At 64.2% G+C, this 26,135-nt stretch carries 22 protein-coding genes; 13 read left to right on the forward strand and 9 right to left on the reverse strand.

The genetic code is table 11. The features are described 5' to 3' along the window. Window positions 1–66 precede the first annotated feature (66 nt). The gene (locus R1T44_RS07370; protein WP_153635375.1) at window positions 67–750 is read left to right on the forward strand and encodes an alpha/beta hydrolase; all 684 of its coding nucleotides are present in this window, start codon (window positions 67–69) and stop codon (window positions 748–750) included. 139 nt (window positions 751–889) lie between these two features. Here R1T44_RS07370 and R1T44_RS07375 read toward each other — a convergent pair whose 3' ends face one another. Further along, window positions 890–1,456, reverse strand: a complete 567-nt coding sequence (locus R1T44_RS07375) for a DUF6314 family protein (RefSeq protein ID WP_153635376.1) — start codon at window positions 1,454–1,456, stop codon at window positions 890–892. On the opposite strand from R1T44_RS07375, the gene R1T44_RS07380 reads away from it, so the two are divergent. Next, on the forward strand, window positions 1,455–2,330 hold the full coding sequence (locus tag R1T44_RS07380; RefSeq protein ID WP_153635377.1) for a DMT family transporter: 876 nt from the start codon (window positions 1,455–1,457) through the stop codon (window positions 2,328–2,330). The genes R1T44_RS07375 and R1T44_RS07380 overlap by 2 nt on opposite strands. Before the next feature lie 39 nt (window positions 2,331–2,369). On the opposite strand, the gene R1T44_RS07385 is transcribed toward R1T44_RS07380, so the two are convergent. After that, window positions 2,370–4,076, reverse strand: a complete 1,707-nt coding sequence (locus R1T44_RS07385; protein ID WP_153635378.1) for an aminotransferase-like domain-containing protein — start codon at window positions 4,074–4,076, stop codon at window positions 2,370–2,372. A gap of 156 nt (window positions 4,077–4,232) precedes the next feature. On the opposite strand from R1T44_RS07385, the gene R1T44_RS07390 reads away from it, so the two are divergent. Next, the gene (locus R1T44_RS07390) at window positions 4,233–5,222 is read left to right on the forward strand and encodes a DMT family transporter (protein ID WP_172978630.1); all 990 of its coding nucleotides are present in this window, start codon (window positions 4,233–4,235) and stop codon (window positions 5,220–5,222) included. 124 nt (window positions 5,223–5,346) lie between these two features. On the opposite strand, the gene R1T44_RS07395 is transcribed toward R1T44_RS07390, so the two are convergent. The 3 genes from R1T44_RS07395 to R1T44_RS07405 form a co-directional block, all read right to left on the reverse strand. Further along, the gene (locus tag R1T44_RS07395) at window positions 5,347–5,958 is read right to left on the reverse strand and encodes an OmpW family outer membrane protein (protein WP_153636803.1); all 612 of its coding nucleotides are present in this window, start codon (window positions 5,956–5,958) and stop codon (window positions 5,347–5,349) included. Between the two features lie 481 nt (window positions 5,959–6,439). Next, the gene (locus R1T44_RS07400; RefSeq protein ID WP_043335424.1) at window positions 6,440–7,033 is read right to left on the reverse strand and encodes an OmpW/AlkL family protein; all 594 of its coding nucleotides are present in this window, start codon (window positions 7,031–7,033) and stop codon (window positions 6,440–6,442) included. 359 nt (window positions 7,034–7,392) lie between these two features. Continuing rightward, window positions 7,393–8,256, reverse strand: a complete 864-nt coding sequence (locus tag R1T44_RS07405; protein ID WP_317292822.1) for a lipopolysaccharide kinase InaA family protein — start codon at window positions 8,254–8,256, stop codon at window positions 7,393–7,395. 586 nt (window positions 8,257–8,842) lie between these two features. Between R1T44_RS07405 and R1T44_RS07410 the strand changes: the two genes are divergently transcribed. The 10 genes from R1T44_RS07410 (at window position 8,843) to R1T44_RS07455 (ending at window position 19,150) form a co-directional block, all read left to right on the forward strand. Continuing rightward, window positions 8,843–10,459, forward strand: coding sequence for a cytochrome ubiquinol oxidase subunit I (locus R1T44_RS07410; RefSeq protein WP_153635381.1), 1,617 nt, complete (start codon window positions 8,843–8,845; stop codon window positions 10,457–10,459). A 6-nt stretch (window positions 10,460–10,465) separates the two neighbouring features. Next, complete coding sequence (gene cydB / locus R1T44_RS07415) at window positions 10,466–11,599, forward strand: cytochrome d ubiquinol oxidase subunit II (RefSeq protein WP_172978631.1); 1,134 nt, start codon at window positions 10,466–10,468, stop codon at window positions 11,597–11,599. 125 nt (window positions 11,600–11,724) lie between these two features. Next, window positions 11,725–11,826, forward strand: coding sequence for a cytochrome bd-I oxidase subunit CydX (gene cydX, locus R1T44_RS07420; RefSeq protein ID WP_024951692.1), 102 nt, complete (start codon window positions 11,725–11,727; stop codon window positions 11,824–11,826). Between the two features lie 59 nt (window positions 11,827–11,885). Continuing rightward, entirely contained in the window at window positions 11,886–12,191 is a 306-nt protein-coding gene (locus tag R1T44_RS07425) for a cyd operon YbgE family protein (RefSeq protein WP_082388798.1), read from the forward strand. 499 nt (window positions 12,192–12,690) lie between these two features. After that, complete coding sequence (locus R1T44_RS07430; protein WP_225347777.1) at window positions 12,691–13,827, forward strand: glycosyltransferase family 2 protein; 1,137 nt, start codon at window positions 12,691–12,693, stop codon at window positions 13,825–13,827. Further along, complete coding sequence (locus tag R1T44_RS07435; protein ID WP_159055771.1) at window positions 13,817–14,251, forward strand: GtrA family protein; 435 nt, start codon at window positions 13,817–13,819, stop codon at window positions 14,249–14,251. Before R1T44_RS07430 ends, R1T44_RS07435 begins: the two co-directional genes overlap by 11 nt. Then, window positions 14,248–15,447 (forward strand): hypothetical protein, encoded by a 1,200-nt coding sequence (locus tag R1T44_RS07440; RefSeq protein WP_153635384.1) that lies wholly within the window; start codon window positions 14,248–14,250, stop codon window positions 15,445–15,447. The genes R1T44_RS07435 and R1T44_RS07440 overlap by 4 nt, the downstream gene beginning before the upstream one ends. Then, the gene (locus R1T44_RS07445; RefSeq protein WP_153635385.1) at window positions 15,422–16,117 is read left to right on the forward strand and encodes a hypothetical protein; all 696 of its coding nucleotides are present in this window, start codon (window positions 15,422–15,424) and stop codon (window positions 16,115–16,117) included. Before R1T44_RS07440 ends, R1T44_RS07445 begins: the two co-directional genes overlap by 26 nt. 207 nt (window positions 16,118–16,324) lie before the next feature. After that, window positions 16,325–17,164, forward strand: coding sequence for a mechanosensitive ion channel family protein (locus R1T44_RS07450; RefSeq protein WP_225347778.1), 840 nt, complete (start codon window positions 16,325–16,327; stop codon window positions 17,162–17,164). Between the two features lie 144 nt (window positions 17,165–17,308). Next, a complete protein-coding gene (locus R1T44_RS07455) occupies window positions 17,309–19,150 on the forward strand; it encodes a glucosyltransferase domain-containing protein (RefSeq protein WP_153635386.1) in 1,842 nt (613 codons plus the stop codon). A 143-nt stretch (window positions 19,151–19,293) separates the two neighbouring features. Here the strand turns inward: R1T44_RS07455 and putP are convergent, their stop codons facing one another. From putP to R1T44_RS07475, 4 genes are all read right to left on the reverse strand, one after another. Further along, window positions 19,294–20,775 carry a sodium/proline symporter PutP gene (gene putP, locus R1T44_RS07460; protein WP_153635387.1) on the reverse strand — a complete coding sequence of 494 codons (1,482 nt, stop codon included), beginning with the start codon at window positions 20,773–20,775 and terminating at the stop codon, window positions 19,294–19,296. A gap of 468 nt (window positions 20,776–21,243) precedes the next feature. Further along, window positions 21,244–24,423 (reverse strand): bifunctional proline dehydrogenase/L-glutamate gamma-semialdehyde dehydrogenase PutA, encoded by a 3,180-nt coding sequence (gene putA / locus R1T44_RS07465; RefSeq protein ID WP_225348112.1) that lies wholly within the window; start codon window positions 24,421–24,423, stop codon window positions 21,244–21,246. A 506-nt stretch (window positions 24,424–24,929) separates the two neighbouring features. Further along, complete coding sequence (locus R1T44_RS07470) at window positions 24,930–25,688, reverse strand: AraC family transcriptional regulator (protein ID WP_153635388.1); 759 nt, start codon at window positions 25,686–25,688, stop codon at window positions 24,930–24,932. Continuing rightward, entirely contained in the window at window positions 25,688–26,053 is a 366-nt protein-coding gene (locus tag R1T44_RS07475; RefSeq protein WP_043335450.1) for a hypothetical protein, read from the reverse strand. The genes R1T44_RS07470 and R1T44_RS07475 overlap by 1 nt, the downstream gene beginning before the upstream one ends. Window positions 26,054–26,135 lie beyond the last annotated feature (82 nt).

Below are 26,135 nucleotides of genomic sequence, written 5' to 3' on the forward strand. Positions count from 1 at the left end.
CATGGCAGATGCCAGCGTCAATGGTAGGCTGGGCGGCATTCCCCTTCTTACCGACCGGAGCTGAACATGAGTGACGCATCACAGCAGCATGGCCACCGTGCCCCTCAGATCATCGAGCCGAGCGCCCAGGCGGATGCCTGCGTGATCTGGCTGCACGGCCTGGGTGCTGACGGCAGTGATTTCGTGCCCGTGGTGCCTGCATTGGGTCTGCCTGAGAATCACGGCGTGCGTTTCGTCTTCCCGCATGCACAGGAGCTGGCCGTGACCGTCAATGGCGGCATGCGCATGCCGGCCTGGTACGACATTCTCGAGATGAATCTCGGCCGGCGCGTCGATGAGGTGCAGCTGCGTGAATCCGCAGCCTACGTGCATGCCTTGATCGAGGAGCAGATCGCCCAGGGCATCGCCAGTGAGCGCATCATTCTGGCCGGCTTCTCCCAGGGCGGTGCGGTGGTCTATGAGGCGGCGTTGAGCTGCGAGCGTCCGCTGGGCGGCTTGCTGGCGCTCTCGACCTATTTCGCGACCAGCGCGACCATTGCGCCGAGCGCCGCCAATCAGGGCCTGGCCCTCAGTGTCCATCACGGTACCCACGACGATATCGTGCCGCTGGCACTGGGTGAGGCGGGCGCCGAGAGTGCGCGTGCACTGGGTCATCCACTTGAATGGCAGACCTGGCCGATGGCGCACGCCGTGTGTCTCGAGGAAATCGAGGCGATCGGTGAGTGGTTCAAGGCGCGTCTGCTGGCCTGATCGGCTGCCAGGATCGACTGTCAGTATCGACTGCCAGAGCAAAAACGCCGCTGACGGATCACTCCGTCAGCGGCGTTTTCATGTGCTGCCAGCGGCCCCGTCATACGCCGTCAGCGGTCTTTGCCAGTGCTGGTCGCGCTCAGCAGCGATAGCGGTAGGCGAGGTGTTCATCCTTGCGCGGGCCGGTGATGCGCCAGTCGAGATCAAAGCCCAGGGCATTGCCCACCTCATCGCGCACGATGACCAGCGTGGCGGCGTAGAGATCATCGATGCACAGATGCGCTTCACGACTGACGAAGTGATCTTCGCCTCGAGCGCTGTCGGCCACCAAGTCGAACAGGAAGACGGCGGCATCGCGGCCACGACGTTCATGACTGAGCGACAGCGCCTCGCCATCCGCAGCCAGCTGCCAGCGATAGCGGTTGTGGAAGTTGACGCTGGATGACTGGCCCTCGAGCTGGAACTGGCCCTGCTCGAGAAATACCACACTCTCCTCCTCTTGCTGAGCCGCCTGTCGTGACCCGTCGTGGGGGAAGGCTGGGGCTTCGCGGGTGACCGTCACCTCGCCGCTTCCCTGGCCAGACCAGGCATTGCGCGAGGCCGGGCCGGAGCGTGACGAAAAATCCAGCCGGCGGATCTGCGCGAGCAGCGCATAGAGGGTTACAATTGGTGTCAACTTCTTCTGGCTACCGAGTTTACTCGTCATGTCCTACCTGATTGGTGTCACGGCCCTCTGGGCCTTCTCGTTTTCCCTGATCGGCGTCTATCTGTCCGGTCAGGTCGATAGCTATCTGGCCGTACTGACGCGTATCGTGCTGGCGTGCCTGATCTTTGCGCCGTTCATGCGCCCGCGGGCGATCAGCGGTCGTCTGCGCTTCCAGTTGATGGCCATCGGCGCGATCCAGCTCGGCCTGATGTACATCTTCTTCTATCGCTCCTTCCTGCTGCTGCCCGTGCCGGAAGTGCTGCTGTTCACCATCTTCACGCCTATCTACATCACCTTGCTCGATGACCTGATGAACAAGCGCCTGTCGCCATTCTACCTGCTGACCGCCGCGATTGCGGTGCTGGGTGCGGCGATCATTCGCTACAACGGGGTCAGTGACGGCTTCTGGCTCGGCTTTGCGGTCGTGCAGGGTGCCAATCTGTGCTTTGCCATCGGGCAGGTGGCCTATCGTCAGGTTGCTCCGCAGCTGCCGGCGGATGTCGCCCATCGCCATGTGTTCGGCTGGTTCTATCTCGGCGCGCTGGCGCTGGTGATCGTGATGTTCCTGCTGTTCGGCAGTACCGACAAGCTGCCGTCGCAGCCGGTGCACTTCGTGGTGCTGGGCTGGCTGGGCATCGTGGCCTCGGGGCTGGGCTACTTCCTGTGGAACAAGGGCGCGACGCGGGTCGATGCCGGCACGCTGGCGATCATGAACAATGCGCTGGTGCCGGCGGGCCTGCTGGTCAATCTGCTGATCTGGAACCGCGACGCCGACCTGGCGCGTCTGGCGCTGGGTGGGGCGGTCATCGTGGCGGCACTGGTGATCAATCAGGTGTGGGCACGTCGCCGCGAGCAGGCGCTGCGCATGGCCTGACAGTCTGTGCCATAAGCAAATCCAGACATCGCACCTCAATCAGCCCTCGCCCTGTGCGAGGGCTTTTTGCAGGTGAGCGGTGAGGCGCGCCAGTATCTCCTGCTGGCGGGGAATCTCGTCAGAGGGCCGCGCAGCGTTCTGCATCGCTTCCTCGCCGAGCTGGGCCGCATTGAGACGCAGGCCGGATTGTTCGGCATTGAACAGGCTGCCGGGCAGGGTGGCGATGCCTGCATTCAGCAGCTCCTGATGCAACTGCTCAAGCTGGCGCGCCTCAAGGCTGGGCAGGCCACACCATTGCAGATAGCCGCCGCTCGGTGGCGGCAGCCAGACTCGGTCACCCAGCGCCGTGCTCAGGTGCGCACGCAGACGCTCCAGGCGCCTCGCATAGCAGCGTCGCATGCGCTGCACGTGGCGGCCGTAATCCCCGCTGGTGATCAGTTCGCTCAGGGCAGCATGCATCCACGGCATGTCGCCCATGCCATTGGCCCAGCGCGCCCGAATCATCGCCTGCAGCCCCAGTGGTGACTCCTGCTCGGGCCGTGACAGCCACAGCCAGCCGCAGCGGGTGCGGGGGTCCAGCGTCTTGGAAAATGATCCGAGACTGATCAGCGCAGGCATCGGCCTGTCGGCATGGCGATGGGCGAGGTCGGCCAGCCACGGCTGGCGGGTATCGAAGCTCAGCTCGGCAAAGGTGGTGTTCTCGACCAGCAGGATGGCGTGGCGGGCCGCCAGTGCCAGCAGGCGGTGGCGATCTGGCGTGCTCAGCTGTCCGCCCAGGGGATTGTGGCCATCCGCGGTCACGATCAGGGCATCCAGCGTCAGGGCGGGCGTCTTGTCATCATGACGTTCGAGCAGACGCTCGAGCGCCGCGACATCCAGTCCCTGGTGCGCGCGGGCCGGAATGGCGATCGCCTGATGGCCCTGGGCTTCGATGGCAGCCACGATGCCGAAATAGCCCGGCGCTTCGACGCCGATCCGACAGCGGCCCTTGGCGGCACGCAGCTGGCCGAGCAGCAGGGACATGCCATGCTGCGCCCCCTGGCTGATCAACAGGGCGTCGCTGTCACAGGGATGGCCGTGGTGGCTGAGGTGCTGGGCGATGGCGGTGCGCAGCGCGCTCGAGCCCGGCGGTAGGGCATAGGCGCTGGGATGCTGGGCATGCGCCCCGAGCTGAGTGCGCGCCAGACGATACAGGCGACGCACGGCGGGGGCGTCCAGCTCTGGGTGAGCGGCACCTAACGGCGCCAGGCGCGGATCACTGGCATTCGCCATCGCCTGCCAGGCCGGGTCACTGATGGTGAGGGTGGTGATGGCGCGCGGCCTGTGATGTGACTCTCGCTGCCCGTGCTCTAGCTCGTCGGGGTGGCGAGATGAAGCCGGGCTGGTCTGTGAGTCGGTATTCAGGGCATCCGCGTCGTGAGCAGCCTGCGTCGCTGGCGCGACCCGATAGCCGGCACGCGGTTCGGCGATGATCAGGCCCGCCGCCTCCAGCTCGCCATAGGCACGAATCACGCTGTTGAGGCCGAGCCCCGACTGCGCCGCCTGCCGCCTGAGCGAAGGCAGGCGCTGTCCCGCGCTCAGTTTACCCGTCGCCATCTGGGTCTTGAGCCGCTCGACCAGCTGCTGATAGCGCGGCAGCGTCGCGGCTGTGGCGCCTGAGCTGGCGGTTGAGCTGGTGGTTGAGTTGATGGCGGGGCCTGCAAGCGAAGGGCGGCTGGCGGACGAAGCGTGCTCGGCGGATGACATGCCTGTCTGTACCCCTTGAATTGGTGATTATCTGTATCTTGTGCCCCCTTGAGGGTTCGCGGCAAGCTGAAGGCTCATGTCGTGGTCCCGTCGGTGCACGTCCTGCACCTGCCTATGGGCCGACCGCTTGTCATTTCTCTCGCTGGAGTCTGCGTGATGTGGATGCCACTTTGCTTCGTGTTTCTGTTCGCCAGCGGCTTCATCGCCGCGCGCTTCGGCACCCTGGACGCTGAACCCTTCACCTTGCTGCTGGTGCGCAGCCTGCTGGTGCTGCCGGTGCTGGGGTTGATTCTATGGCTGCGCCGCAAGCCGCGTCAGTGGGGCCGGCGCAATGACCGTCTGGCGCAGATGGGCATTGGCATGCTGTTGCATGGCGCCTACCTGGGCGGCGTGTTCGCGGCGGTCAAGGCGGGGCTGCCGGCGGGCCTGACGGCGCTGCTGGTCAGCCTGCATCCACTGGTGACGGCGGCCTTGTCACTGCCGCTGTTCGGCGTGCGGCTGGGCGCCAAGCAGTGGGCGGGGCTTGGCTGTGGCGCCATCGGCGTCAGTCTGGTGCTGGGGGCAGGGCTTGCCAAGGATGGCGCGGGTACCCTGGAGTGGCCGCTGATCGGGCTCGTCTGGTGCCTGGTGGCGCTGATCGGCGTGTCCAGCTCGACGCTGTGGCAGAAGCGGGTCTCCGGGCGCATGGGGCTGGTCGAGGGGCTGATGTTCCAGTATCTCGGTGCGGGCGCGGTGTTCGTCGTCGCGGCGACCAGTGTCGGCAGCTTTGCCTTTGACCCCACGCCGCGTCTGCTGCTGACCATGGCCTGGCTGGTGATCGCCATCTCGGTCGGTGCCATCTGGCTGCTGATGCTGATGCTGGAGCGGGGCGAGGCCCATCAGGTCGCGCGCACCTTCTTCCTGGTGCCGCCGTGTGCCGCGCTGATGGCATGGTGGCTGTTCGATGAGCAGTGGACCGCGCTGATGGTGGCGGGCGCGGCACTGGTGGTGCTGGGGCTGGTGCTGGACCGCCCGCGTCCGGGCAAGGTGAGCAAGGCGCCGGCCGACGACGCCATGCCGCCTTCGCCTTCAACGCCCTCAACCTCAATAGCTTCAGCAACTTCCAAGGCCTCGGTAACGAACAGCGGGCAAGCCGCCCCGCGCTGAGGCGTGCCGAGCGCACAACTCACAACGCACAACGCACAACGCACAACGCCCCGCCGGCCCGAGATGGGCTGGCGGGGCGTTGTCGTTTCTGACCAGTCAGAAGCGCTAGCCAGGAAGTGGCTGATCAGAAGCGATAGCTGATCCCGGCCATGGTCACGATGGGGTCGATCTCGACCTTGTCGTTGACGCTGCCCGCCACGGTGACATCGGAATCGATATCCAGATACCAGGCGGCGACGTTGGCCGCCCAGTGCTCGTTGATCACCAGATCGACGCCGATCTGTGCGGCCGCGCCCCAGCTGTCATCCATCTCGAGCTTGGTGCCATCGTCGAGGGTTTCATCGGAGAAGTGGGTGTAGTTGACGCCCGCGCCGATGTACGGCTGAATGCGCGATTCACGTCCGCCAAGCGGGTAGTACTGCAGTGTCAGGGTCGGCGGCAGGTGATCGACGGAACCGGCTTTCTGGCCATTGAGCGAGATGTCGTGGTCGAAATCCTGCGCCGCCAGCAGCTCGATACCGAAGGTGTCGGTGAAGCGATAGCCGAGAGTGAAGGCAAAGGCGCTGTCATCATCGACATCCACGTCGGCACCGATGGCATCGATGCGACCGTTGTCACTCTTCGGCGAGACCTTGGCGACACCTGCACGCGTCCAGAACTGTCCGGCGCCGTAGTTGAGCGAGCTGAGAGAGTTGAGAGAGCTGTGAGAGCTGGCATTCAGCGAGTCGGCGGCCATGGCCGGTGTGGCGCCGAGAGTCGCGAGGCTGGTGAGGCCTGCCAGTGCCAGAATCTGCCACGGGCGTGCCGCAGAGCGCGGGCTGCGCGAAGTCAGGTGCGCGGGGAGGGAGGCTGAGCGAGAGACGACGTCGGACATGATGGCTCCTGAAGGATGGCGGGAAACAATGCCCTCATTCTAGGTAGCCGAATTTCGAGAAATTTGATCTGGGGCAAGAGTTTACGGGCGTTCTTGCTCGGTCAGGGACGTGGTTGATCCAGGTCAATTTCTGCGCCACGTCGCTGAAGATCGGCCATGTAGCCGTTGGCTGCCCACAACGAAAACGCCGCAGACCCGAAGGTCTGCGGCGTTTGTGTGTGATGCCCATCTGGCGCCTGGACGGCTCGGCGTTGCCGAGCTCCATCGCTGACGTTTTCATGACGCGGCATCACACGGCTTGCCAGGTACTCGCTGGAGGCATGTTCACGCCTCGTGCAAGGACTTAGAAGCGGTAGGTGACACCGGCACCGACAGTGACCGGGTCCAGCTCGGTGTCGTTCACGTCCTGTCCGGCGATCTTGGTATCGGCCTTGACGTCGGCGTAACGAGCGAAGCCGTTGACGGCCCAGGCTTCGGTGATCTTGAGGTCCACACCCAGCTCGGCAGCGGCGCCGTAGCTGTCGTCGATGTCCATGCTCTGGCCACCGGCAGACTCACCGGAGAAGTGGGTGTAGTTCAGGCCGACACCAGCGTACGGCTGGACGCGGGCTTCAGTACCGCCCAGCGGGTAGTACTGCAGCATCAGGTTGATCGGCATCTGATCGAAACCACCGGCGCTGTTTTCCCAGTCAGTGCTGAATTCTTCAGTGGACTGCAGGGCGATGGCCAGGTTGTCGTGGAACATGTAGCCCACGGAACCGGCGAAGCCAGACTCGTCCTTGGCGATCAGACCGTTGCCGTTGTTGCTCTTGCCGTCGACCTTGGCAACGCCACCGCGCAGGAAGGTATCACCCTTGCCATATGCCATGGCGGATTGTGCGCCCATTGCCATGGTGCCGGCGATAACAGTAGCGGTCAGGATCTTGATAGCTTTCATGTGTAGTTCTCCTTGAAGCTTGGCTTCGTGAGCTGCCTGTCAGCAGTGCCTCGCTACCCTACGGCTTGGGCCGTGTGCTCTGCGTGGCTGCGTCGATCAGGGGACGCTGCAAACTATAAAAAACAGCGTTCTGTTTGGCAAGCTTTTTTTAGAACGTTGTTTGAAAACTTATTAGGCGTCCTGTTAGCGGATGTTACCGATTATTTCAGGGAAGTTTAATGTCTCACGAGTGAGACTTGTGGTGACGCATTCGAGCGACATCCCCATTCATCCTCGCGCAAGGTGACCAAGACCTTGGTCGCATGCCGTGCGCGAGGTTAGTGTTCACTACGCAAAGGTCATTTCCGGCCTCTGCAGGCTCAGCGCCGCTTGCGTGCGGCGCGTGCTTCCAGCTCTTTCAGCCACTGACTGACCTCGGCGCTCTGCGCATCCGCATCGCGATAGATGGCAAGAAATTGTCGCCATTCATCGTGCTGCCAGCTCTTCAGGCGGCGCCACAGCACGTAGAGATCGCGCAGGCACTCGTGGCGGCGCAGCACGAAGCGGCGCGTCTTCTCGAGGTCGATGATGACGGCGTCCATCTGCCAGGTGCTGTTCGGCGACTCACTCGGCGGGCGACTGAGGAAGAGGTGCTTGGGGAACAGACAGCCATGCATCAGGCCAGCCTGATGAATCTCGCGAACGAGGCGGGCGCTGGCGGTGATGACCTGAGAGCGCATGCCGGCATCGAGTTCCGCCCAGCGTTCATGCCAGTGATCCAGATCATCGCGCCCGGCGAGATCGAAGGTGATCAGGATGGCGCGCCATTCCCGGCCAGCACGCCGCTCGCCGTACCAGCCGGCGTCCACTGCCGGTATTCCCAGCGCGTGATAGTGGCGGATGGCACGCCATTCGCGAGAGAAGGTCGGTTCGCCCAGCGGGCGCGCCAGGCTGCGGCCCAGGTGGTTGGTCTGGCGCTTGAGATAGAGGCGATGACTGTTGCCGTCCTCATCCTCGAGCGTCAGCAGCGAAACCGTCGAGACGCCGCCGCGTTCACGATTCGGCGCGTCGACGTCGTGGGCTGCCACTTGCCACAGGGCATCGAAGCTATTGAGGTCGTGCTGCTCCAGCAGGCGGGCGAGGCCGGCTTCGCAGTAATCGCCGTGGCCGCGCGGCGCCGTGGCGCTGGGGCTGGTGGTGGCGGTGTGACCAGCAGAGGGATGAATGGGGGAGCGATGCGTCATGTCAGGTAGGAATCACGGTCTCGGGTGATAGGCGGTAAGCGTTCACTGGCAATCCTTGGCGGTGAGCGCTGCGATGACTGGCCATGATAGTTAGCCTGCTGGGGAAGTGACAGGCCTGCGGCACAAAACTCTCCTTCCCAGCGCGTCAATGGCGCGGGGCCGTGATGGCTTGCTGCGCGGCGACTGGCGGCGCTTGGGTGCGCCAGTCGGTCGCAGCGTGGTGCAACGTCGCAGTGTGGTCGATGGTCGCAGCGCGCGCAGGGGTGCGCAGAGTCAGCGTTGAGATGGCGCCAGGCCAGCGAGGCCCGCCGCTCCAGCATCCATGCGGCTTGCAGCGGAGTTGTCCAGTGACAGCAGGCACTTGGCGGAGGTAGCGGGTGCGACATGCGCCCGGTGAGTGCGACAACCTGACATCTGGAGACTGGCGCGGGAGGGTAGACAATGCCGACCAAGGTCTTGGTGCCACGGTGCCATTGCCTGTGTGCTTGCCGGCGAGAGTCGGCCTGATGTGTCCGTCCGACGTCGGTGGCAAGCGCATGCAGGGACGGCAGCCTGACCGTCCGCCTTATCGCAAAGGGGTTAAGACATGATCTCCGATACCGTCGTGGAGCTGTCGCGGTTCCAGTTCGGCATGACCGCGCTCTACCACTTCCTGTTCGTACCATTGACCATCGGCATGGCTTTCCTGCTGGCCATCATGGAATCCCTGTATGTCATGACCGGCAAGCAGGTCTACCAGGACATGACCAGGTTCTGGGGCAAGCTGTTCGGTATCAACTTCGCTCTTGGCGTGGCCACTGGCCTGACGATGGAATTCCAGTTCGGCACCAACTGGGCCTACTACTCGCATTACGTCGGCGACATCTTCGGTGCGCCGCTGGCCATCGAGGGCCTGGTGGCCTTCTTCCTCGAGTCCACCTTCGTCGGCCTGTTCTTCTTCGGCTGGGACCGCCTGACCAAGCGTCAGCACCTGATGGTGACCTGGCTTGTGGCCTTCGGCTCCAACTTCTCGGCGCTGTGGATCCTGATCGCCAACGGCTGGATGCAGAATCCGGTCGGTGCGGCCTTCAATTTCGAGACCATGCGCATGGAGCTGACCAGCTTCGCGGATGTCATCTTCAACCCGGTCGCCCAGGCCAAGTTCGTGCATACCGTGTCGGCAGGCTATGTGACCGGCGCCATGTTCGTGCTCGGCATCAGCGCCTTCTACCTGCTCAAGGGGCGTGACCTGGGCTTTGCCAAGCGCAGCTTCGCCATCGCCGCCGCCTTCGGTCTGTTCTCGGTGGCTTCGGTGATCGTGCTGGGCGATGAGTCCGGTTATGAAGTCGGGGATGTCCAGAAGGCCAAGATGGCCGCCATCGAGGCGATGTGGGAAACCGAGCCGGCGCCGGCGTCCTTCACGCTGATCGGTCTGCCCAACGAGGAGACCCAGCACACCGATTACGGCATCCATATTCCCTATGTGATGGGCCTGATCGGCACGCGCTCGCTGGATACCGAGATTCCCGGCATCAAGGAGCTGACCGAGGAGCACCGCGGACGCATCCTCAATGGCATGCAGGCCTATGACCTGCTCCAGCAGCTGCGTGATGGCCAGGACGACATCGCGACCCGCAAGGCCTTCGATGCGGTCAAGGATGATCTCGGTTACGGCATGCTGCTCAAGCGCTACGTCGAGACTCCGTCAGATGCCACGCCGGAGATGATCGACAAGGCCGCCGCCGACTCGATTCCGCCGGTCGCGCCGATGTTCTTCTCGTTCCGCATCATGGTCGCCTGCGGCATGGCGATGCTGGTGATCTTCATCGCGGCGGTGTGGATGACCGCCAAGCAGCGCTTCGACGTGCGGCCCTTCCTGTGGATCTGCCTGCTGTCGATCCCGCTGCCGTTCATCGCCGTGGAAACCGGCTGGTTCGTGGCCGAATTCGGGCGTCAGCCGTGGGCGGTGGGGGAGATCCTGCCGACCTTCATGGCGGCCTCGAGTCTGGATGAGTCCGACCTGTGGTGGTCCATCGGTGGCTTCCTGGCCTTCTACAGCCTGTTCTTCGTCATCGAGATGTGGCTGATGTTCCACTTCGCGCGCAAGGGGCCGTCTTCCCTGCACACCGGTCGCTATCACTTCGAGCGCAGCGGCATCCACCATGGCGCCATGTCCGAAGATGACGGCATGTCACTCAATCCTTCGCTGTCATTCAAGGAGTAACGGATCATGTGGGATTACGAGATCCTCAAGCTGTTCTGGTGGGTGGCGGTAGGGCTGCTGCTGATCGGCTTCGTCATCACCGATGGCATGGACATGGGCGCGGCGATGCTGATGCCGCTGGTCAGCCGCAATGACAGCGAGCGCCGTGTGGTGATCAATACCCTGGCCCCGCACTGGGATGGCAATCAGGTATGGCTGGTCACCGCCATCGGCGCGGTGTTCGCGGTGTGGCCGGTGGTCTACGGCGCCGTGTTCTCCAGTTTCTATTTCGCGATGCTGACCATCCTGTTCTCGCTGTTCTTCCGCCCGCTGGGCTTTGACTATCGCTCCAAGCTCGAGAACACCCAGTGGCGTGGCTGGTGGGACCGCGGCATCGTCGCCGGCAGCCTGATTCCCACCGCCTTCTTCGGGCTGATCTTCGGCAACCTGCTGCAGGGCGTGCCGCTGGAAGTCGATCAGTTCATGCGTGCCAGCTACGCCGGCAGCTACCTGGGGCTGTTCAACCCCTTCGCTTTGCTGTGTGCGGCGCTGTCCATCGTGATGGTGATGCTGCATGGCGGCACCTGGCTGGTGGCACGTGCCGATGAGGCCGTCGCCGCACGCAGCGCGCGTCTGGTGCAGCCGCTGGGCCTGCTGACGCTGGGGCTGTTCGCGCTGGGCGGCCTGTGGGTGTGGCTGTCCGGCATGGGCTACAGCATCGATCAGATGGGCGATACCGCTTCGGCCTTGAAGCTGCTCGACAAGCAGGTCGGGCCAGGCAGCTGGCTGGATGTCTATGCGCGTGAGCCGCTGACGCTGCTGGCACCGCTCAGCGCAGTGGTCGGTGTGCTGGCCGCGATGGTGCTGTCGGCCCGGCGCAAGGGCGGCGCGGCCTTCACGGCAAGCTCCGTCGGGGTAGGGGGTGTGGTCGCCACCGCGGGCATCAGCATGTTCCCGTTCATCGTGCCGTCCTCGCGCATGAGCGAGGCCAGCCTGACGCTGTGGGATTCCGTTTCCAGCGAGCTGACGCTCTCCATCGTCACCGTGGCGGGGCTGGTGATGGTGCCGACCATCATCCTCTACACCACCTGGTGCTACGTGAAGATGTGGCGTCGCGTCACCGTCGCGCATATCGAGCAGGACGGTCACAGCCTGTATTGAGGTGCGCTGACCTGAGTTGAGCTGATCTGAGTTGAGCTGATCTGAATTGAGTTGAGCTAGCTGAGCCAATTGCTCCCATTTGCTATCAACAGGCGAGGGCAGTGCCCTCGCCAGGAGACGACACCATGTGGTATTTCGCCTGGATTCTCGGTGTGTTGCTGGCCTGCTTCGCGGGCATCATCAATGCATTGTGGCTTGAGCAGACCCACACCTTTGACGATGATTGAGTGAGGCGGCCCCCAACGTTACTTCTGCGCCGCTGACCGTTCCGATCAAGGAGAGCTCGATGTCACGACCCTGGTACGCCTCACGACCACCGGCCTGGTGCCGAACTCGACCTGCCCATCTGGCCTCGCTGCTGCTGTCTGCCATGGTGGCCATCTGGATGCTGCTGGGGCCGGATGCGATAGCCTCGATGCAGACAGGACCGCGCTATCTGATGTTGCTGGTCGCGCTGTGGGGGCTGGGCGCCGGCTTCACGCATGGCGTCGGCCTGGTGCCGCGCCATGCGACCCGCGCCTGGCTGCTGGGGGCGCCGCTGAGCTGGTGTCTTTTGCTCATCACGCTGGTGACCCTCGCGTCCAGCCAGTAACGCGATTGCGCGGGCTCTAATCATTACATCAACAAACACGGCCGCTCCCTGGAGCGGCCGTGTTTGTTTAGGGCTAAAGGCATGGCTCAAGGGCATGGCTTGCGAGCCCTTGAGTGATTCAGGCTTTACTTGTTGAGGCCGCAGGCTCTATAACGCAGCGAGGTGGTGTCGCGCTCAATGACCCGCGCAGACCGCTCTCGCAAGCCCTCGTAAACCCTCGCAAGCCCTTGCCGATGTCTGGCGCTGTGCGGAGCTTTTCACGGATTCTTGCAGCCGGCAGACCGGTTCGCGCTGGTCACCGTCAGCATTGACGCTGCGTTGTATTCGTCGCCCTCGGCCCCAAGAGGTAATGGAGCGGAGGGAGGAGGGGCGCCGATCGAGAACGGGAGAGTGTCTGGTAAGCCGCTGGTGCAGCACCTGTGTCCTCTTCACTCTCACCTTGTCAGATGATGATGCCCTGGCGTGTATGAATGACGGGGCTCTCGATGGAGGAAATACCATGCGGTCTTCAGCTGATGCATCCTGCGGCCAGGCGTCTGGCCGGCAGTCCTCGTCGGGGCACATTCCCCGCGACATGTCGCGCCGCCTTTCCGGTGACTGGGTCTTGTCATTGGTGGTGCCGGTGATGAACGAGGAGGAGACCATCGGTCTCTTTCTGGAGGCCATCGAGAAGACTCTGGGCTCGCAGGTGCCACACCTTGAAGTGCTGTTCGTCGATGATGGCTCGACCGACGGCACCCTGGCGTGTCTGGAGGCCGCGGCGGCCGGCGATGCCCGCGTGCGCTACCTGAGCCTGACACGCAACTTCGGCAAGGAAGCGGCCATGTCCGCCGGCATCGAGCAGGCGCGTGGCGATGCCATCGTGCCGATGGATGTCGATCTGCAGGACCCGCCGGAGGTGATTCTCGAGTTCATCAGCCAATGGCAGGCCGGCTACGACATGGTCTATGGCGTACGCGCCGCGCGTAATGAAGACACCGCCACCAAGCGCAAGACGGCAGGCTGGTTCTATCGCGTCTTCAACCGCCTGACCTTCACCGAGATACCGCGCGATGCGGGCGACTTCCGCCTGCTGGACCGCCGTGTCGTCGAGGCGCTGCGGCGCCTGCCCGAGCGCAATCGCTTCATGAAGGGCCTGTTCTCATGGCCCGGCTATCGCTCGGTGGGCGTCACCTACCAGCGCCCGTCGCGCACGGCCGGCACCACCAAGTTCAACTACTGGAAGCTGTGGAACTTCGCCCTCGATGGCGTGGTGAGCTTCTCGACCTGGCCGCTGCGGGTCTGGACCTATATCGGCAGTGTCGTCGCCGCTCTGTCCTTCCTCTATATCCTGGTGATCATCAGCAAGACGGTGCTGTTCGGCGCCGATGCGCCGGGCTATGCCTCACTGATGGTCGCGATCCTGTTCTTCGGCGGCATGCAGCTGATCTCGATCGGCGTGCTGGGCGAATACCTCGGTCGTCTGTTCATGGAAACCAAGCAGCGTCCGCTTTACCTGATCGACCATGACAGCCTGCACGACAGCCCGCCGGGCAGCGTGTCACCGGACAGGGGCCTCGATAGCGGCCTGAGCACTGCGCGAGTCGTGCGCGGCGCGTCACGCGATGCGGCGCGAGGTGAATCACTTGAGCGCTGATCGTGAGGGCGTCAGCGAGTCCGACAGGCCAGTCACTGCCCGCGCCAGGGAGGAGGCGGGCACCGCGACCCGCTTCGGGCTGGTCGGGCTGGCCGCGACGGGCGTGCACCTGGGCGTCGCCGCCTTGCTGCTGTTCCTGTGGCCGCAGCTCAATGAATTCATCGCCAATATCATTGCCTTCTGCGTCGCCTTTCAGGTCTCGCTGGTCGGCCATCGCCGGCTGACCTTCAAGCGCCAGGGCAGTGCCTGGCGTTTCGGGCTGGTCGCGGCGGGCGGCTTTGCGCTCAACAATGGCCTGTTGGCACTGCTGATGCAGGGGCTGGATCTGTCGGGCTTCGTCGCCATCGCGATCGCCACGCTCTCGGTGCCGATCGTGACCTATCTGGCCTCACGGCTGTGGGCCTTCAAGGAAGACCATGCATGAATGACAGCGTCACCGCAGGACCGCGCTCGACGCTGGGGGAGCGCCTCAAGACATTGGCAGCCGAGACGCCGCCCCCTGCCGAGGCACTCGCGCGGGCGCAGGCCGTGCGCATTCCCTGGGGGCATATCCTGCTGGCGCTGCTGGTGACGCGCGCCGTCTGGCTCGCCATCGCGCTGTGGGGCGATCACAGTTATCTGCACGCCATGGCGCAGTTCGACGGCAGCTGGTTCAAGGGCATCATGACGCGCGGCTACGATGTCGAGGCGCGCGGCATGAGCGATGGCGACGCCGCCAACTGGGCCTTCTTCCCGCTCTATCCGGCGCTACTGTGGCTGGTGACGCTGGGCGGTCAGCTGGACCCCGAGCTGATGGGCGTGCTCCTGAGCAATGCCTTGCTGGCCGTCGCGCTGGGGCTGGGCTGTCGCTATCTGGCCATCACGCGCCCCGGCGCGCCGTTGCTGCTGTTCGTGTGGCTGGCGGCCAGCATGCCGTACAGCTTCTATTTCAGCGCGCTCTATTCCGAGTCACTGTTCTGGCTGCTGTGTCTGGCGTCATTGATCGACTGGCGCTGTCAGCGTACCGGCCGCGTGATGCTCTGGACGCTGCTGTTGTCGATGACCCGCGCCACCGGGGTGTTCTGGGTCATCGCGATGGGAATCGAGCTTGTGGCGCGCCTGCGCCTGCGGGCTTTCGCCGAGCTGTGGCGGCGGCCCGATTGGCTGCTGATCGGCGTGGTGGGGCCCTTGGGGCTGTTCCTGTTCATGGCGCTGCTCTATCACCGGACGGGTGACGCGCTGGCCTTCAGTCATGTGCAGATTTCCTGGGGCCGTGAGATGGGCAATCCCCTCACCAACCTCATTGAAGGGCTGAGCTACTGGCAGAGCGCGCCGGAGACGCTGCGCCCGGCGTGGCAGGCGAGCATGGCGCTGGTCGGTGTCGGCCTGATCGGCTGGCTGGGCGTGCAGCGGCGCTGGCTGGAGATGGGGCTGGCGGGCTTCACGCTGTTCGTACCGCTGGCGACCGGGCTGGACGCTATTCCGCGCTACATGATCGGCATGCCGGTGTTCGTGCTGGCCCTGCATGACCTGCTCACTCGTCTGCCACGCATGCTGGCCTGGGGCCTGGTCATGCTGGGCGCGCTCGCTAATCTCTGGCTGGTGGAGAACTGGTATGACACCGTCTTCTGGCTCGTCTGATGCCCTGTATGGCGCGCCACGGCCACGGCGCAGCCAGCGGGTCTGGTGGCTGCTGGCCACCGTGGTGGTGTTGGCCTTCGAACTCACCCTGCTGTGGCTGGCGCGCACGCCCAGGGTCGATGATCACTACCGGCGCTACTTCATCGAGCATGCCACCACCTGTTACCGGCCGATGGGCGAGGTGCCGGTACTGACGCCCGGTGAGCGCTACCCCATCCGCAAGGGCGAGCCGCTGGGCAATTGCGGCGTGCTGTGGGCCGGTTTCTACTCGCCCCAGCCAGATGTGCCGGTCAGTGCGCGGCTGGCGGAGGTCACCTTGCGCCTGCGGGTGGCGCCCGAGGTCTCGCCGGCAGGCTCGCAGGCCGTGGTCGTGGCGCTTGAGCTGTCACGCTTCCCGGATTCGGCCGCCGCGCTGCCGGTGGAAGTCATGATCGGGGAGCAGACCGTCACGCGCTGGCCGGTAGGCGGCCGTTATGAGCGCTTCGAGGTCGAGGTGCCCGCCGCGCTGATCGCGAGCGACGGCAGCTTCAGCCTGACCCTCAAGGGGCCGCCGCCCATCGCGCCGCGCGATGCGGGCCTGGATGCCAACAAGTTTCCCGTGGGCCTGCGCCTGGACGCGCTGACGCTGCGCTCACCGCTGGGACTGACGCCCGCTCGGGCGCAGCCCTGAATGGATGAATGGCCTGTCAGGGCACGCTGCTTCAGCGGCAAGAGCACTGACGTGACGCCGATAGTCAGGTAAATTGTGTGCGCGTGAATACCCAATGATCCGTTCGGCCGAGTGTCAGTGCGTCCCCGGCGCGCGCCTCGTGCCCTATAACGATAAAGCACCCGGTGGTCTGCTGACCGCCACGCAAGGGATGCTCAAGGAGTTGTCGTGGAATTTTTGAATGCCATCCCCATGGATACCAGTCAGCTGTTCGAGATAGGGCTGCAATGGGGCGGAACCCTGCTGTCGGCGCTGGCCGTGCTGGTCTTCGGCATGTGGGTCGCCAAGCGCCTGACCCAGTGGGCGACCTCGCTGCTGCACCGCAAGAGCATGGACGAGGCGGCGGCCGGTTTCGTCGGCCAGATCGCCTACGCCATCCTGGTGGTCATGGTGCTGCTGACCGCTCTGGACCAGATCGGTGTCGATACCACCTCCATGATCGCCGCGCTGGGTGCGGCGGGTCTGGCGATCGGTCTGGCGCTGCAGAGCTCGCTGTCCAATCTGGCCTCCGGCTTCCTGCTGGTCACGCTGCGTCCGTTCAAGAAGGGCGATTACGTCGAAGCCGCCGGCACCTCCGGTAGCGTCGATCAGATCACCATGCTGCAGACCCGCCTGGTGACGCCGGACAACCGCAAGGTCACCGTGCCGAACTCCAGCGTCATGTCCAACACCATCACCAACTACTCGGCGCTGCCGACGCGGCGTCTGGACCTGGTGGTCGGTGTCAGCTATGACGACGACATCCGTCAGGTCAAGGCGGTGCTCGAGGAGCTGGTCGCCGGTGACGAGCGCATCATGAAGGAGCCGTCCTACCTGATCGCCGTGTCAGAGCTGGCCGACAGCTCGGTCAACTTCAACTTCCGCATGTGGTGTCAGGCCTCCGATTACTGGGCGCTGAAGTGGGACATGACCGAACGCATCAAGCTGACCTTCGATGAGCGCGGCATCAGCATTCCCTATCCGCAGCGCGATGTGCACTTCCATCAGGCCAGCACGCCGGCCGAGTAACTTTTGCATCACGTAGGCATGTCGACAACGCCACCCTCGGGTGGCGTTTTTGATGGGCTTTCGTCGGGGCATTCCATCGCGCCCCGAGTCAGGTACTCTCGACGTCATCCGTCCTGGGTATCGTTCTGATCGGGAGTCCAGTGCATGACAAGCTCGCAGCCGTTGTCCCAAGCGTGTGATGCCGCTGATGCCAGGCGGCGTCAGGCATGGCGCATTCTGCTTGCCAGTCTCGTGGTGATCGGGCTCGGGCTTGTGCCACTGATCGCCACGCGCGCGCTGTATCTGGATGACATGAGCCGTGCCCTGGATGGCTATTACGGCTGGATGCTCAATGCGCGCCCGGCCGCCGAGGGCATCATGCGCCTGCTGGGCTTTGGCGATGTGCTGGTCAATGTCGCGCCCTTGCCGCAAATGGCGGCCTGGGGGTTGGCGGCGAGCATGGCGCTGGCCTGGTGGCGATGGCTGCCGGGGCTCTCGCTGGCGGGCTGCGTAGTGGGCAATGCGCTGATCTGGCTGACGCCCTTCACCCTGCAGAATTTCAGTTACGCCTTCGACAGCCTGCCGATGAGCGTGGCGCTGGCCAGTGCCACACTGGCCAGTCTGGTGCTGCGTGCTGGCGGGAAAAGCGGGGCAGAGGGAGAGCAAGGCGGAGGGATAAGCGAAGGGCGAGGCCCATGGCAAGTCTGGCAGCCACCGCTGAGCGCCTTGCTGCTGTTGTTGCTGGCGCTGTGCTGCTATCAACCGGCCCTGAATGCCTTTCTGGTGCTGAGCCTGCTCGAAGCCCTGTTCGCGGGCGCCGTCAGCACGTCACTGTGGTCGCGCTGGCGGATGCTGTTGCAGCGTGGGGCGCTGGCCGCCGTCGCCTTGCTGCTCTATCTGCCCATCACGCGGCTGCTGGTGGCGGGGGAGTACAGTCAGCAGCATGGCCAGATGCTGCCCTTCGCCGACCCTCAGGCCTTGCTGGCAGGGATCGAGCACAACCTGAGCGTGGCGCTGGGCGCGCTGCGTGAGGGGCTGGGGCAGGTCACGTTGTTGCTCAGTCTGGCGCTGCTGGCCGGGGCAGCGCTGTTGCGACTCCTGCCTCGAAGCGTGCCTTTATGTCATGCAGAAGCCGCTGGCGCGCCCGAGGGCAGGTCTCGCTCGGCGCGCCAGCTATCGCTGCAGCGCATGAGCTGGGCCCTGTGGGCGCTGCTGCTGGTTCCCGCCCTGTGGGGGCCGATGCTGTTGCTGGCCGAGCCGGTATTTCATTCGCGCACCCTGATCGCCTGGGGACCGCTGTTGGGCGGTGCCCTGATGCTGGCACTGAGTGTGAGTGTGAGTGTGAGAGAGGGCGCGAGCGCGGAGGCAAGCGCAACGCCGAGCATGACAGAAACGGCCAACACGCAGCGCAAGTCACCTGGCTGGCGGGGTCTGACGCAGTGCCCTTTGAAGCCGTGTCTGTTGATCGTCGCCGGCCTGTTGCTGGTGCGCCATGGGGTGATCTTCGCCGCCTGGAGCAATGCGCTGGGCGCCCAACAGGCCCATGAGACACAGCTGGCGCGCACTCTGGTGGCTCAGGCGCGGGAGCAGGGCCTGCCGCTGGACTCGCCCCGTGACGCCGAGCGCTACCAGCCGCGCGATGCCTTGCCGGTACTGGTGCTGGGCGAGGCGCCAGTGGCGCCGCTGGCGCGGGTCGCTCGCCAGCAGGCGGCGGCCGTGGGCCAGAATCTGGTTGCCGCCTTCACGCCTGACAACTACTGGGCCGTGGTGCGGCTGCGCCTGGCGGGCGCCAGCGCGGTGACCTTGCTGCGCGATGAGGCGCTCAAGGCACGCCTGCAAGCGCGATCGCCCTGTGCGCCGGGCGATGCTGTCAGTCAGGCCTCCGATCAGCCCACCAGCCAGCCCTCAGCTCCTTTATCAGTTCTGTCGCAAGTGCCGTCGCCAGCGCTGTCACTGCAAGAGGGAGTCTGGGTAATCGATTTCCGCAAGCCTCGCCAATGTGATTAGGACATATGAGAGAGCCATGACAGCCAGAGTCAGTGAGGACAAGTTGCCATGAACGACAACGCCGCCCCGAGGGGCGGCGTTGTCGTATTGCCGATATGAGCGGCAATAGGTACAGGCTTCAACAATGTGTTGTCACACCTCGATCAGGCGTGGTTCTCGACCTTGTCGAATTCCGTGGTGATCTCATCAGCCGGTGCTGCGCTCATGATGCTGGCCACGTAGATGGCGATGTAGGCGAAGATGACGCCCGGCACGATCTCGTAGAGATCGAAGATGCCACCGGAAAGCTGCTTCCAGACCACCACGGTCACGCCACCGACGATGATGCCGGCCAGCGCGCCGAAGCGGTTCATGCGGCGCCAGTACAGCGACATGATCAGCGCCGGGCCGAAGGCGGCACCGAAGCCGGCCCAGGCGTAGGACACCAGACCCAGCACGCTGGAGTTCGGGTCCAGCGCCAGGATCCAGGCGATGATGGCGATACCGACCACCGCGAAGCGACCGACCCACACCAGCTCGGACTGGGTCGCATCCTTCTTGAACAGCGCCTTGTAGAAGTCATCGGCCAGAGCAGAGGACGATACCAGCAGCTGGGAGTCAGCGGTGGACATCACGGCAGCCAGGATGGCGGCCAGCAGCACGCCGGCAACCGCCGGGTGGAAGATGAAGTTCACCATGACCATGAAGATCTTCTCGCTGTCGGCCAGGTCCTTCGGCACGTAGACGAGACCCAGCAGGCCGATACAGATGGCCGCGAACAGACCCAGTGCAGACCAGACGACGGCGATGGTACGGGCCGCGCCGATGTCCTTCTCGCTGCGGATGGCCGCGAAACGCGCCAGGATATGCGGCTGACCAAAGTAGCCCAGGCCCCACGCCAGTGAGGAGACGATGCCGACCAGGGTCAGCGCTTCGCCGGTGGAGGCGTCACGGAACCATTCCAGCAGCAGCGGGTTCTCGGCAGTGATGCGCGAGGTCGCTTCTGCCACGCCACCCATGTCGGTGAGTGCCACGATGGGCACCACGATCAGGGCAACAGCCATCATCAGACCCTGGATGAGGTCAGTCCACGACACGGCGAGGAAGCCGCCGAAGAAGGTGTAGGACACGATGGCGATGGTACCGACGGTCACGGCGATGGTGTAGTCGAGGCCGAAGACGGTCTCGAACAGCTTGCCACCTGCCACCAGACCGGAGCTGGTGTAGAAGAGGAAGAACAGCAGGATGAAGACGGCCGAGATGACGCGCAACATCTTGGAGTTGTCGCGGAAGCGCTTCTCGAAGTAATCCGGCAGGGTCAGCGAGTCGCTGGCGACGAAGCTGTAGATACGCAGGCGCTTGGCGACGATCAGCCAGTTGAGCCAGGTACCGGCCAGCAGACCGATGCCGATCCAGGCAGCGGACAGGCCGCTGAGGTAGGCAGCGCCGGGCAGGCCCAGCAGCAGCCAGCCGGACATGTCAGACGCACCGGCGGAAATGGCGGATGTCCAGGGGCCCAATGAGCGGCCACCCAGGATGTAATCCGACATGTTGGAGGTGCGCTTGTAGGCCAGCAGGCCTATGCCGAGCATCACCGCCAGATAGATAGCGAACGTGATGAGTATGGTGGGGCTGTTATCGACCATCGTGGAGTAAATCCTTTGCATTTATTGTTGTCGGACGGCGAGCGTCGTGATGATTCACTGCCAGTGACGGTTCCTGTCAGACCGTCGCCGGGAGTCCTGCGTCATGCATCGAACGTCCTTCGAGGGCCATGTCGCGGCGGCTCTCGCAAGTTCCTGCCAATCTTGTACGTTCAGACTAGCGCATAAACGAATCTTCTGACGTTCGTCCGTCCCCGCATATTGCCGTCGAGTCAAAAGGGGAAACGGCAACGGACACCGCAGGGCACGAGCATGAGGGGCCAGTCGCTGGCGATTCATGTCCGTGGGCGTCCCTGTCGGTGTCCGGGGCAGATGACGGCCTGGCGTGCTCGCCGTCATCCACTGGGCATCGTCCTGATGCCCTGTCACCTGGCTACCTCATGCACGTCCAGCATGCAGTCTTCCGCCAGGCATGACCTCTGCTGCTGCCGCGAGAGCAGGCAGCGTCGGTCATTCGTCGCCCATGGCGAGAAGAGACGCGTTGCCGCCGAGAGCCGTGGTGTTGACGGTACGGGTCTTCTCGGTAGCGAAGCGGTGCAGGTAGTGCGGGCCGCCGGCTTTCGGGCCAGTACCAGAGAAGCCCTGACCACCAAACGGCTGTACACCTACCACAGCACCGATGATATTCCTGTTGACGTAGACATTACCAACACGAATTTTCTGTGCAACGGCATTAGCAAAACTTTCGTTTCGCGAATGCACACCGAAGGTCAGGCCGTAGCCGAGGCCATTGATGGTATCGATGACCTTGTCCACTTCGCCGCCTTTCCAGGTCGCGATGTGCAGTACCGGACCGAACTGCTCGCTTTCCAGGCTATCGATGCCATCGATGCGCAGGGCGACCGGCGCAACGAAGGTGCCGTGCTCGGTGATGGTCTTGTCGACGGCGGCTTCGGCGATCACGCGGCCCTGGCTGCGATATTCCTCGATGTGCTTGAGCAGACCGGCACGCGCTTCCTCGTCGATGACCGGGCCGACGTCGGTGCCCAGATCGCGCGGGTCACCGATCTTCAGCTCGTCCATCGCGCCCTTGAGCAGGCCGATGACGCGCTCGGCGACGTCTTCCTGCACGTAGAGCACACGCAGGGCGGAACAGCGCTGACCGGCACTCTGGAAGGCGGACTGCACCACGTCATTGACGACCTGCTCCGGCAGGGCGGTGGAGTCGACGATCATGGCGTTGAGGCCACCGGTCTCGGCGATCAGCGTCGGCAGCGGAGCGTTCTCACGCGCGGCCAGCGAGCGGTTGATGATCTGCGCGGTCTGGGTGGAGCCGGTGAAGCACACGCCAGTGATGCGCGGGTCGCTGGACAGCACGCTACCCACGGTCGGGCCATCGCCCGGCAGCAGCTGGACGACATCGTGCGGCATGCCGGCTTCGCGCAGCAGCTCGACCACGCGGTGAGCGACCAGCGAGGTCTGCTCGGCGGGCTTGGCGACCACGGTGTTGCCGGTGACGGCGGCGGCGACCATCTGGCCGCAGAAGATCGCGACCGGGAAGTTCCACGGGCTGATGCAGGCGAAGACGCCCTTGCCGCCGAGCATGATCTGGTTGTGCTCGCCGGTCGGGCCCTGCAGCTCGGTCGGCTCGGCGAAGTCGGCACGCGCACGGTTGGCGTAGTAGCGGCAGAAGTCGACCGCTTCACGGATCTCGGCGATGCCGTCGGTGAGCAGCTTGCCACCCTCGCGGGAGCACAGGGTCATCAGCTCGGCGGTGTGGGTTTCCATCAGGTCACCGAAGCGCTCGAGAATCGCGGCGCGTTCCTCGACCGGTGTCTGCTCCCAGCGCGGGAAGGCAGCCCAGGCGGCGTCGATGGCCTTGGAGGCTTCCTCGGCGCTGGTCCACTGCACGTGGCCCAGGGTGTCACGACGGTCGAACGGGCAGGTGACGGCCTGACGACGCTCGGCATTGACCTCGACATCGAAGGCCAGCTGCGGACGCACGTCGTAGGTGGTGTCCATGTGCGTGGCCATCTCGTCGATCAGCGGCTGGTACTGGCTATTGATGTTCAGATTGATGCCCCGTGAATTCAGGCGGTCTGCGCCATAGATATTCGGCGGCAGCGCGATGCGTGGGTTGTGGTAGGTCTTGTACTGATTGAGCGTGACCACCGGGTGGGTGCACAGGCTCTCGACCGGCACGCGCGGGTCGACCAGCTGGTGAACGAACGAGGAGTTGGCCCCGTTCTCCAGCAGACGACGCACCAGGTACGGGAGCAGGTCCTTGTGCGCGCCGACCGGCGCATAGATACGGCACCAGGTCCCCTTGGGGGCACGCTTGAGCGCGGCTTCATACAAGGCTTCGCCCATGCCGTGCAGACGCTGGAATTCGAACTGACGTGTCTCGCCGGCGTTGGCCACATCCAGAATGGTGCTGATGGTGTGGGCATTGTGGGTGGCGAACTGCGGGTAGATGCGTCCGCGAGTGTTCTCGGACAGCAGGAAGCGCACGCAGACCAGGTAGCTGACGTCGGTGGAGGCCTTGCGGGTGAACACCGGATAGCCTTCGACACCCAGCTCCTGGGATTCCTTGATCTCGCTGTCCCAGTAGGCGCCCTTGACCAGACGCAGCGGGATCTCGTCGCCTTGCAGGTCGGCGATGCGGTTCAGGTACTGCAGGGTCGGCAGGGCACGCGTCGAGTAGGCCTGCACGACGAGGCCGAACTTGCCCCAGCCGCGGCAGGTGTCGCTCTCGTAGACGGCGCGGAACACTTCCAGCGAGATCTCGAGGCGATCGACTTCCTCGGCATCGATGGTGATGGCGACGTTCAGCTCGCGGGCGATGCCGGCCAGTTCACGCACGCTTGCCACCAGCTCTTCCAGCACCTGCTCACGACGGCCGAATTCATAGCGCGGATGCAGGGCGGACAGCTTGATGGACACGGACGGCGACGGGGTGCCTTCCTTCAGCTTGCGCGAGGTTTCGCCGACGGTGCGGATGGCACGCGCGTAGTCGTCGAAGTAGCCCTTGGCGTCGTCGCGGGTACAGGCCGCTTCACCCAGCATGTCGTAGGAATAGGTGTAGCCCTTGTCGAACAGCGGCTGGGAGCGCTTGAGCGCTTCCTTGATGTCGCGGCCCAGCACGAACTGCTTGCCCATCACCTTCATCGCCTGGTACATGGCGCGGCGGATGACCGGCTCGCCGAGACGATTGACCATGCGGTTGATGAAGGTGGCCGGCTTGCCGTCACCCTTGGGCAGATCCATCTTGATGACGTTGCCGGTCATCAGAAGGCCCCAGGTGGAGGCGTTGACGAACCAGGACTCGCTCTGGCCCAGGTGGGACTTCCAGTCGGCCACGCCGAGCTTGTCCTCGATCAGCGCATCGGCGGTTTCCTTGTCCGGAATGCGCAGCAGCGCCTCGGCCAGGCACATCAGCAGCACGCCTTCCTGGGTGTCGAGGCTGTACTGCTGCAGCAGCTCGTCGATGGAATCGACGGCGGTGTCCATGGTGCGGATCTCGCGAACCAGCTCGGCCGTCTTGTCGCCGATGCGCTTGGCATCCTTGTCTTCGGCGTTCAGCAGCCCGACCAGCTCGCTGACGTAGGCGCTTTCATCGACCAGGTAGTGGTCGCTTAAGCGCGCGAACAGCGCCTCCGGAGACTGCTGCCAGGTGCTGGCGGCCAGCATCTGGTCACTGCGCAGGATGTTGTCCTTGAGCACATTGCCCTTGAGCACCCCTTGCTTGTCGTTTGTCGATGACTGGGCGGCTGTGGACGTGGCTGAGGCGATCGCGGCATTCACTGCACTGGACTGATCGGAGGAAGTGGAGGTGGTCATGGTGCGAACCCCTTGCTGCTGGGCGTCGAAGCGCCGAATGGGATTGCCGAGTCACAGCGCCGGGAGTGATGCAGAACGCATCAGAAAGCGCGACAGCGGCACGTCTGGATGTATGACTGAGAATGTAGGGTGGCGCAGGGGGGCGGGTCTTTCCAATTTCTCGGCTGCACATGTCAAATTCACGGGCATGTCAGAAAAGTGACACGCTTCTCCGACCTTTGTCGAAGGCTGTGCAGCGAAATGATGCGATCTTGTTATACCAAGGTGGTAGAGGCTTGAGGGGCGAATTGAAGAGCGGCGTGCCAGGCACACGGGCGGATCTGACACGCACGCCTCATCGGCTCCTGCCGGCTCGATCAGGACTTGCGCAGTGCCGAAGGCGGGAAGCCGAGATGCTTGCGGAAGGCGTGGGACAGGGCGCTCTGGTTGGCAAAGCCGCAGCGATCCGCGATCTGGGACAGGGAAAGCTCGCTGGTGCCCAGCAGCTGGCGTGCCTCTTCCAGCCGACGGCGCAGCAGATACTGATAGGGCGAGAGGCCGGTCAGGACGCGGAAGCGCTCGCTGAAATGCTGCTCGGAGAGATGCGACTGGCGGGCAAGATCCGCCACGCTGAGGCGCTGGCCGAGATTGGCGTCGATGAAGCGGTTGAGCGCGACCAGATCCAGCTGACGACCACTGGTGCTCAGCGCGCTCATCGGCTCTTCTATGCGTGTGTTCAGGCAGGCGAGGAAGGTGGCGGCGAGCAGGTCGCCCGGCGCCTGCTGGTAGTCGTTGACTTCCGCGAGCATGAATTCGAGATAGCCACGCAGGCGGGTGTCCAGCGTGAAGAAGCGTGGGCGCTCGAAGAGACGCTTGAGCTCGCGATGATGGGCGGTCAGGTAGGGCGCATCATCGGGCAGGTCGAGAATCAGCTGGCGATTCTCGCCGATGCCCGCGTAGTAATGGACATGATCGGCCGGCACGATGCAGCCGGTCAGCGGGCGAATCTCGCCGCCCTGGCCCTCGATCTCGAACTCGGCCAGGCCATCGAGGCCGATCACCAGCTGGTGGTAGCTGTGATCGTGGTGCTCACGCAGGTTGGAGAGCGGGATCAGGCGCATCTCGCTGGCGGCCATCAGGCGCGAGTCTCCGCGACACCGGTGCGGGCACGCAGATGGCCCAGCAGCACGTTGAGCTCTTCACGGCCGGCGCGCGAGAACAGCGCACCGCCCTGGGCCAGCTGCCACGGCCGGGCGTGGTTGTCGAAGATGCCCTGGCAGCGGCGCCGTAGACTCTCCAGATACTCATCATGGCGAATCGGGTAGCCGATCACGCTGTGCCACTCGTTCTCGTTGATCTCGCCGCTGATCGCCTGGTCCAGCACGCGGGCGATATCGCTGTAGTCGGTACGAAAGCGCGGCGTACGCGACATCATCAGCATGGCCACGGTGCCGACGGTGACGATCAGGCAGACCACGAAGGTGATGATGAAGATGGACATGAGCGAACCTTGTGCGGGCGTAACCGGAAATAGTGTGGTAGCTCACCATTCTATCACGCTGCACGGCCAGTATCGTCAGTGC

Origin of the sequence: Cobetia amphilecti (assembly GCF_032923285.1) — a bacterium.
GTDB lineage: Bacteria > Pseudomonadota > Gammaproteobacteria > Pseudomonadales > Halomonadaceae > Cobetia > Cobetia amphilecti.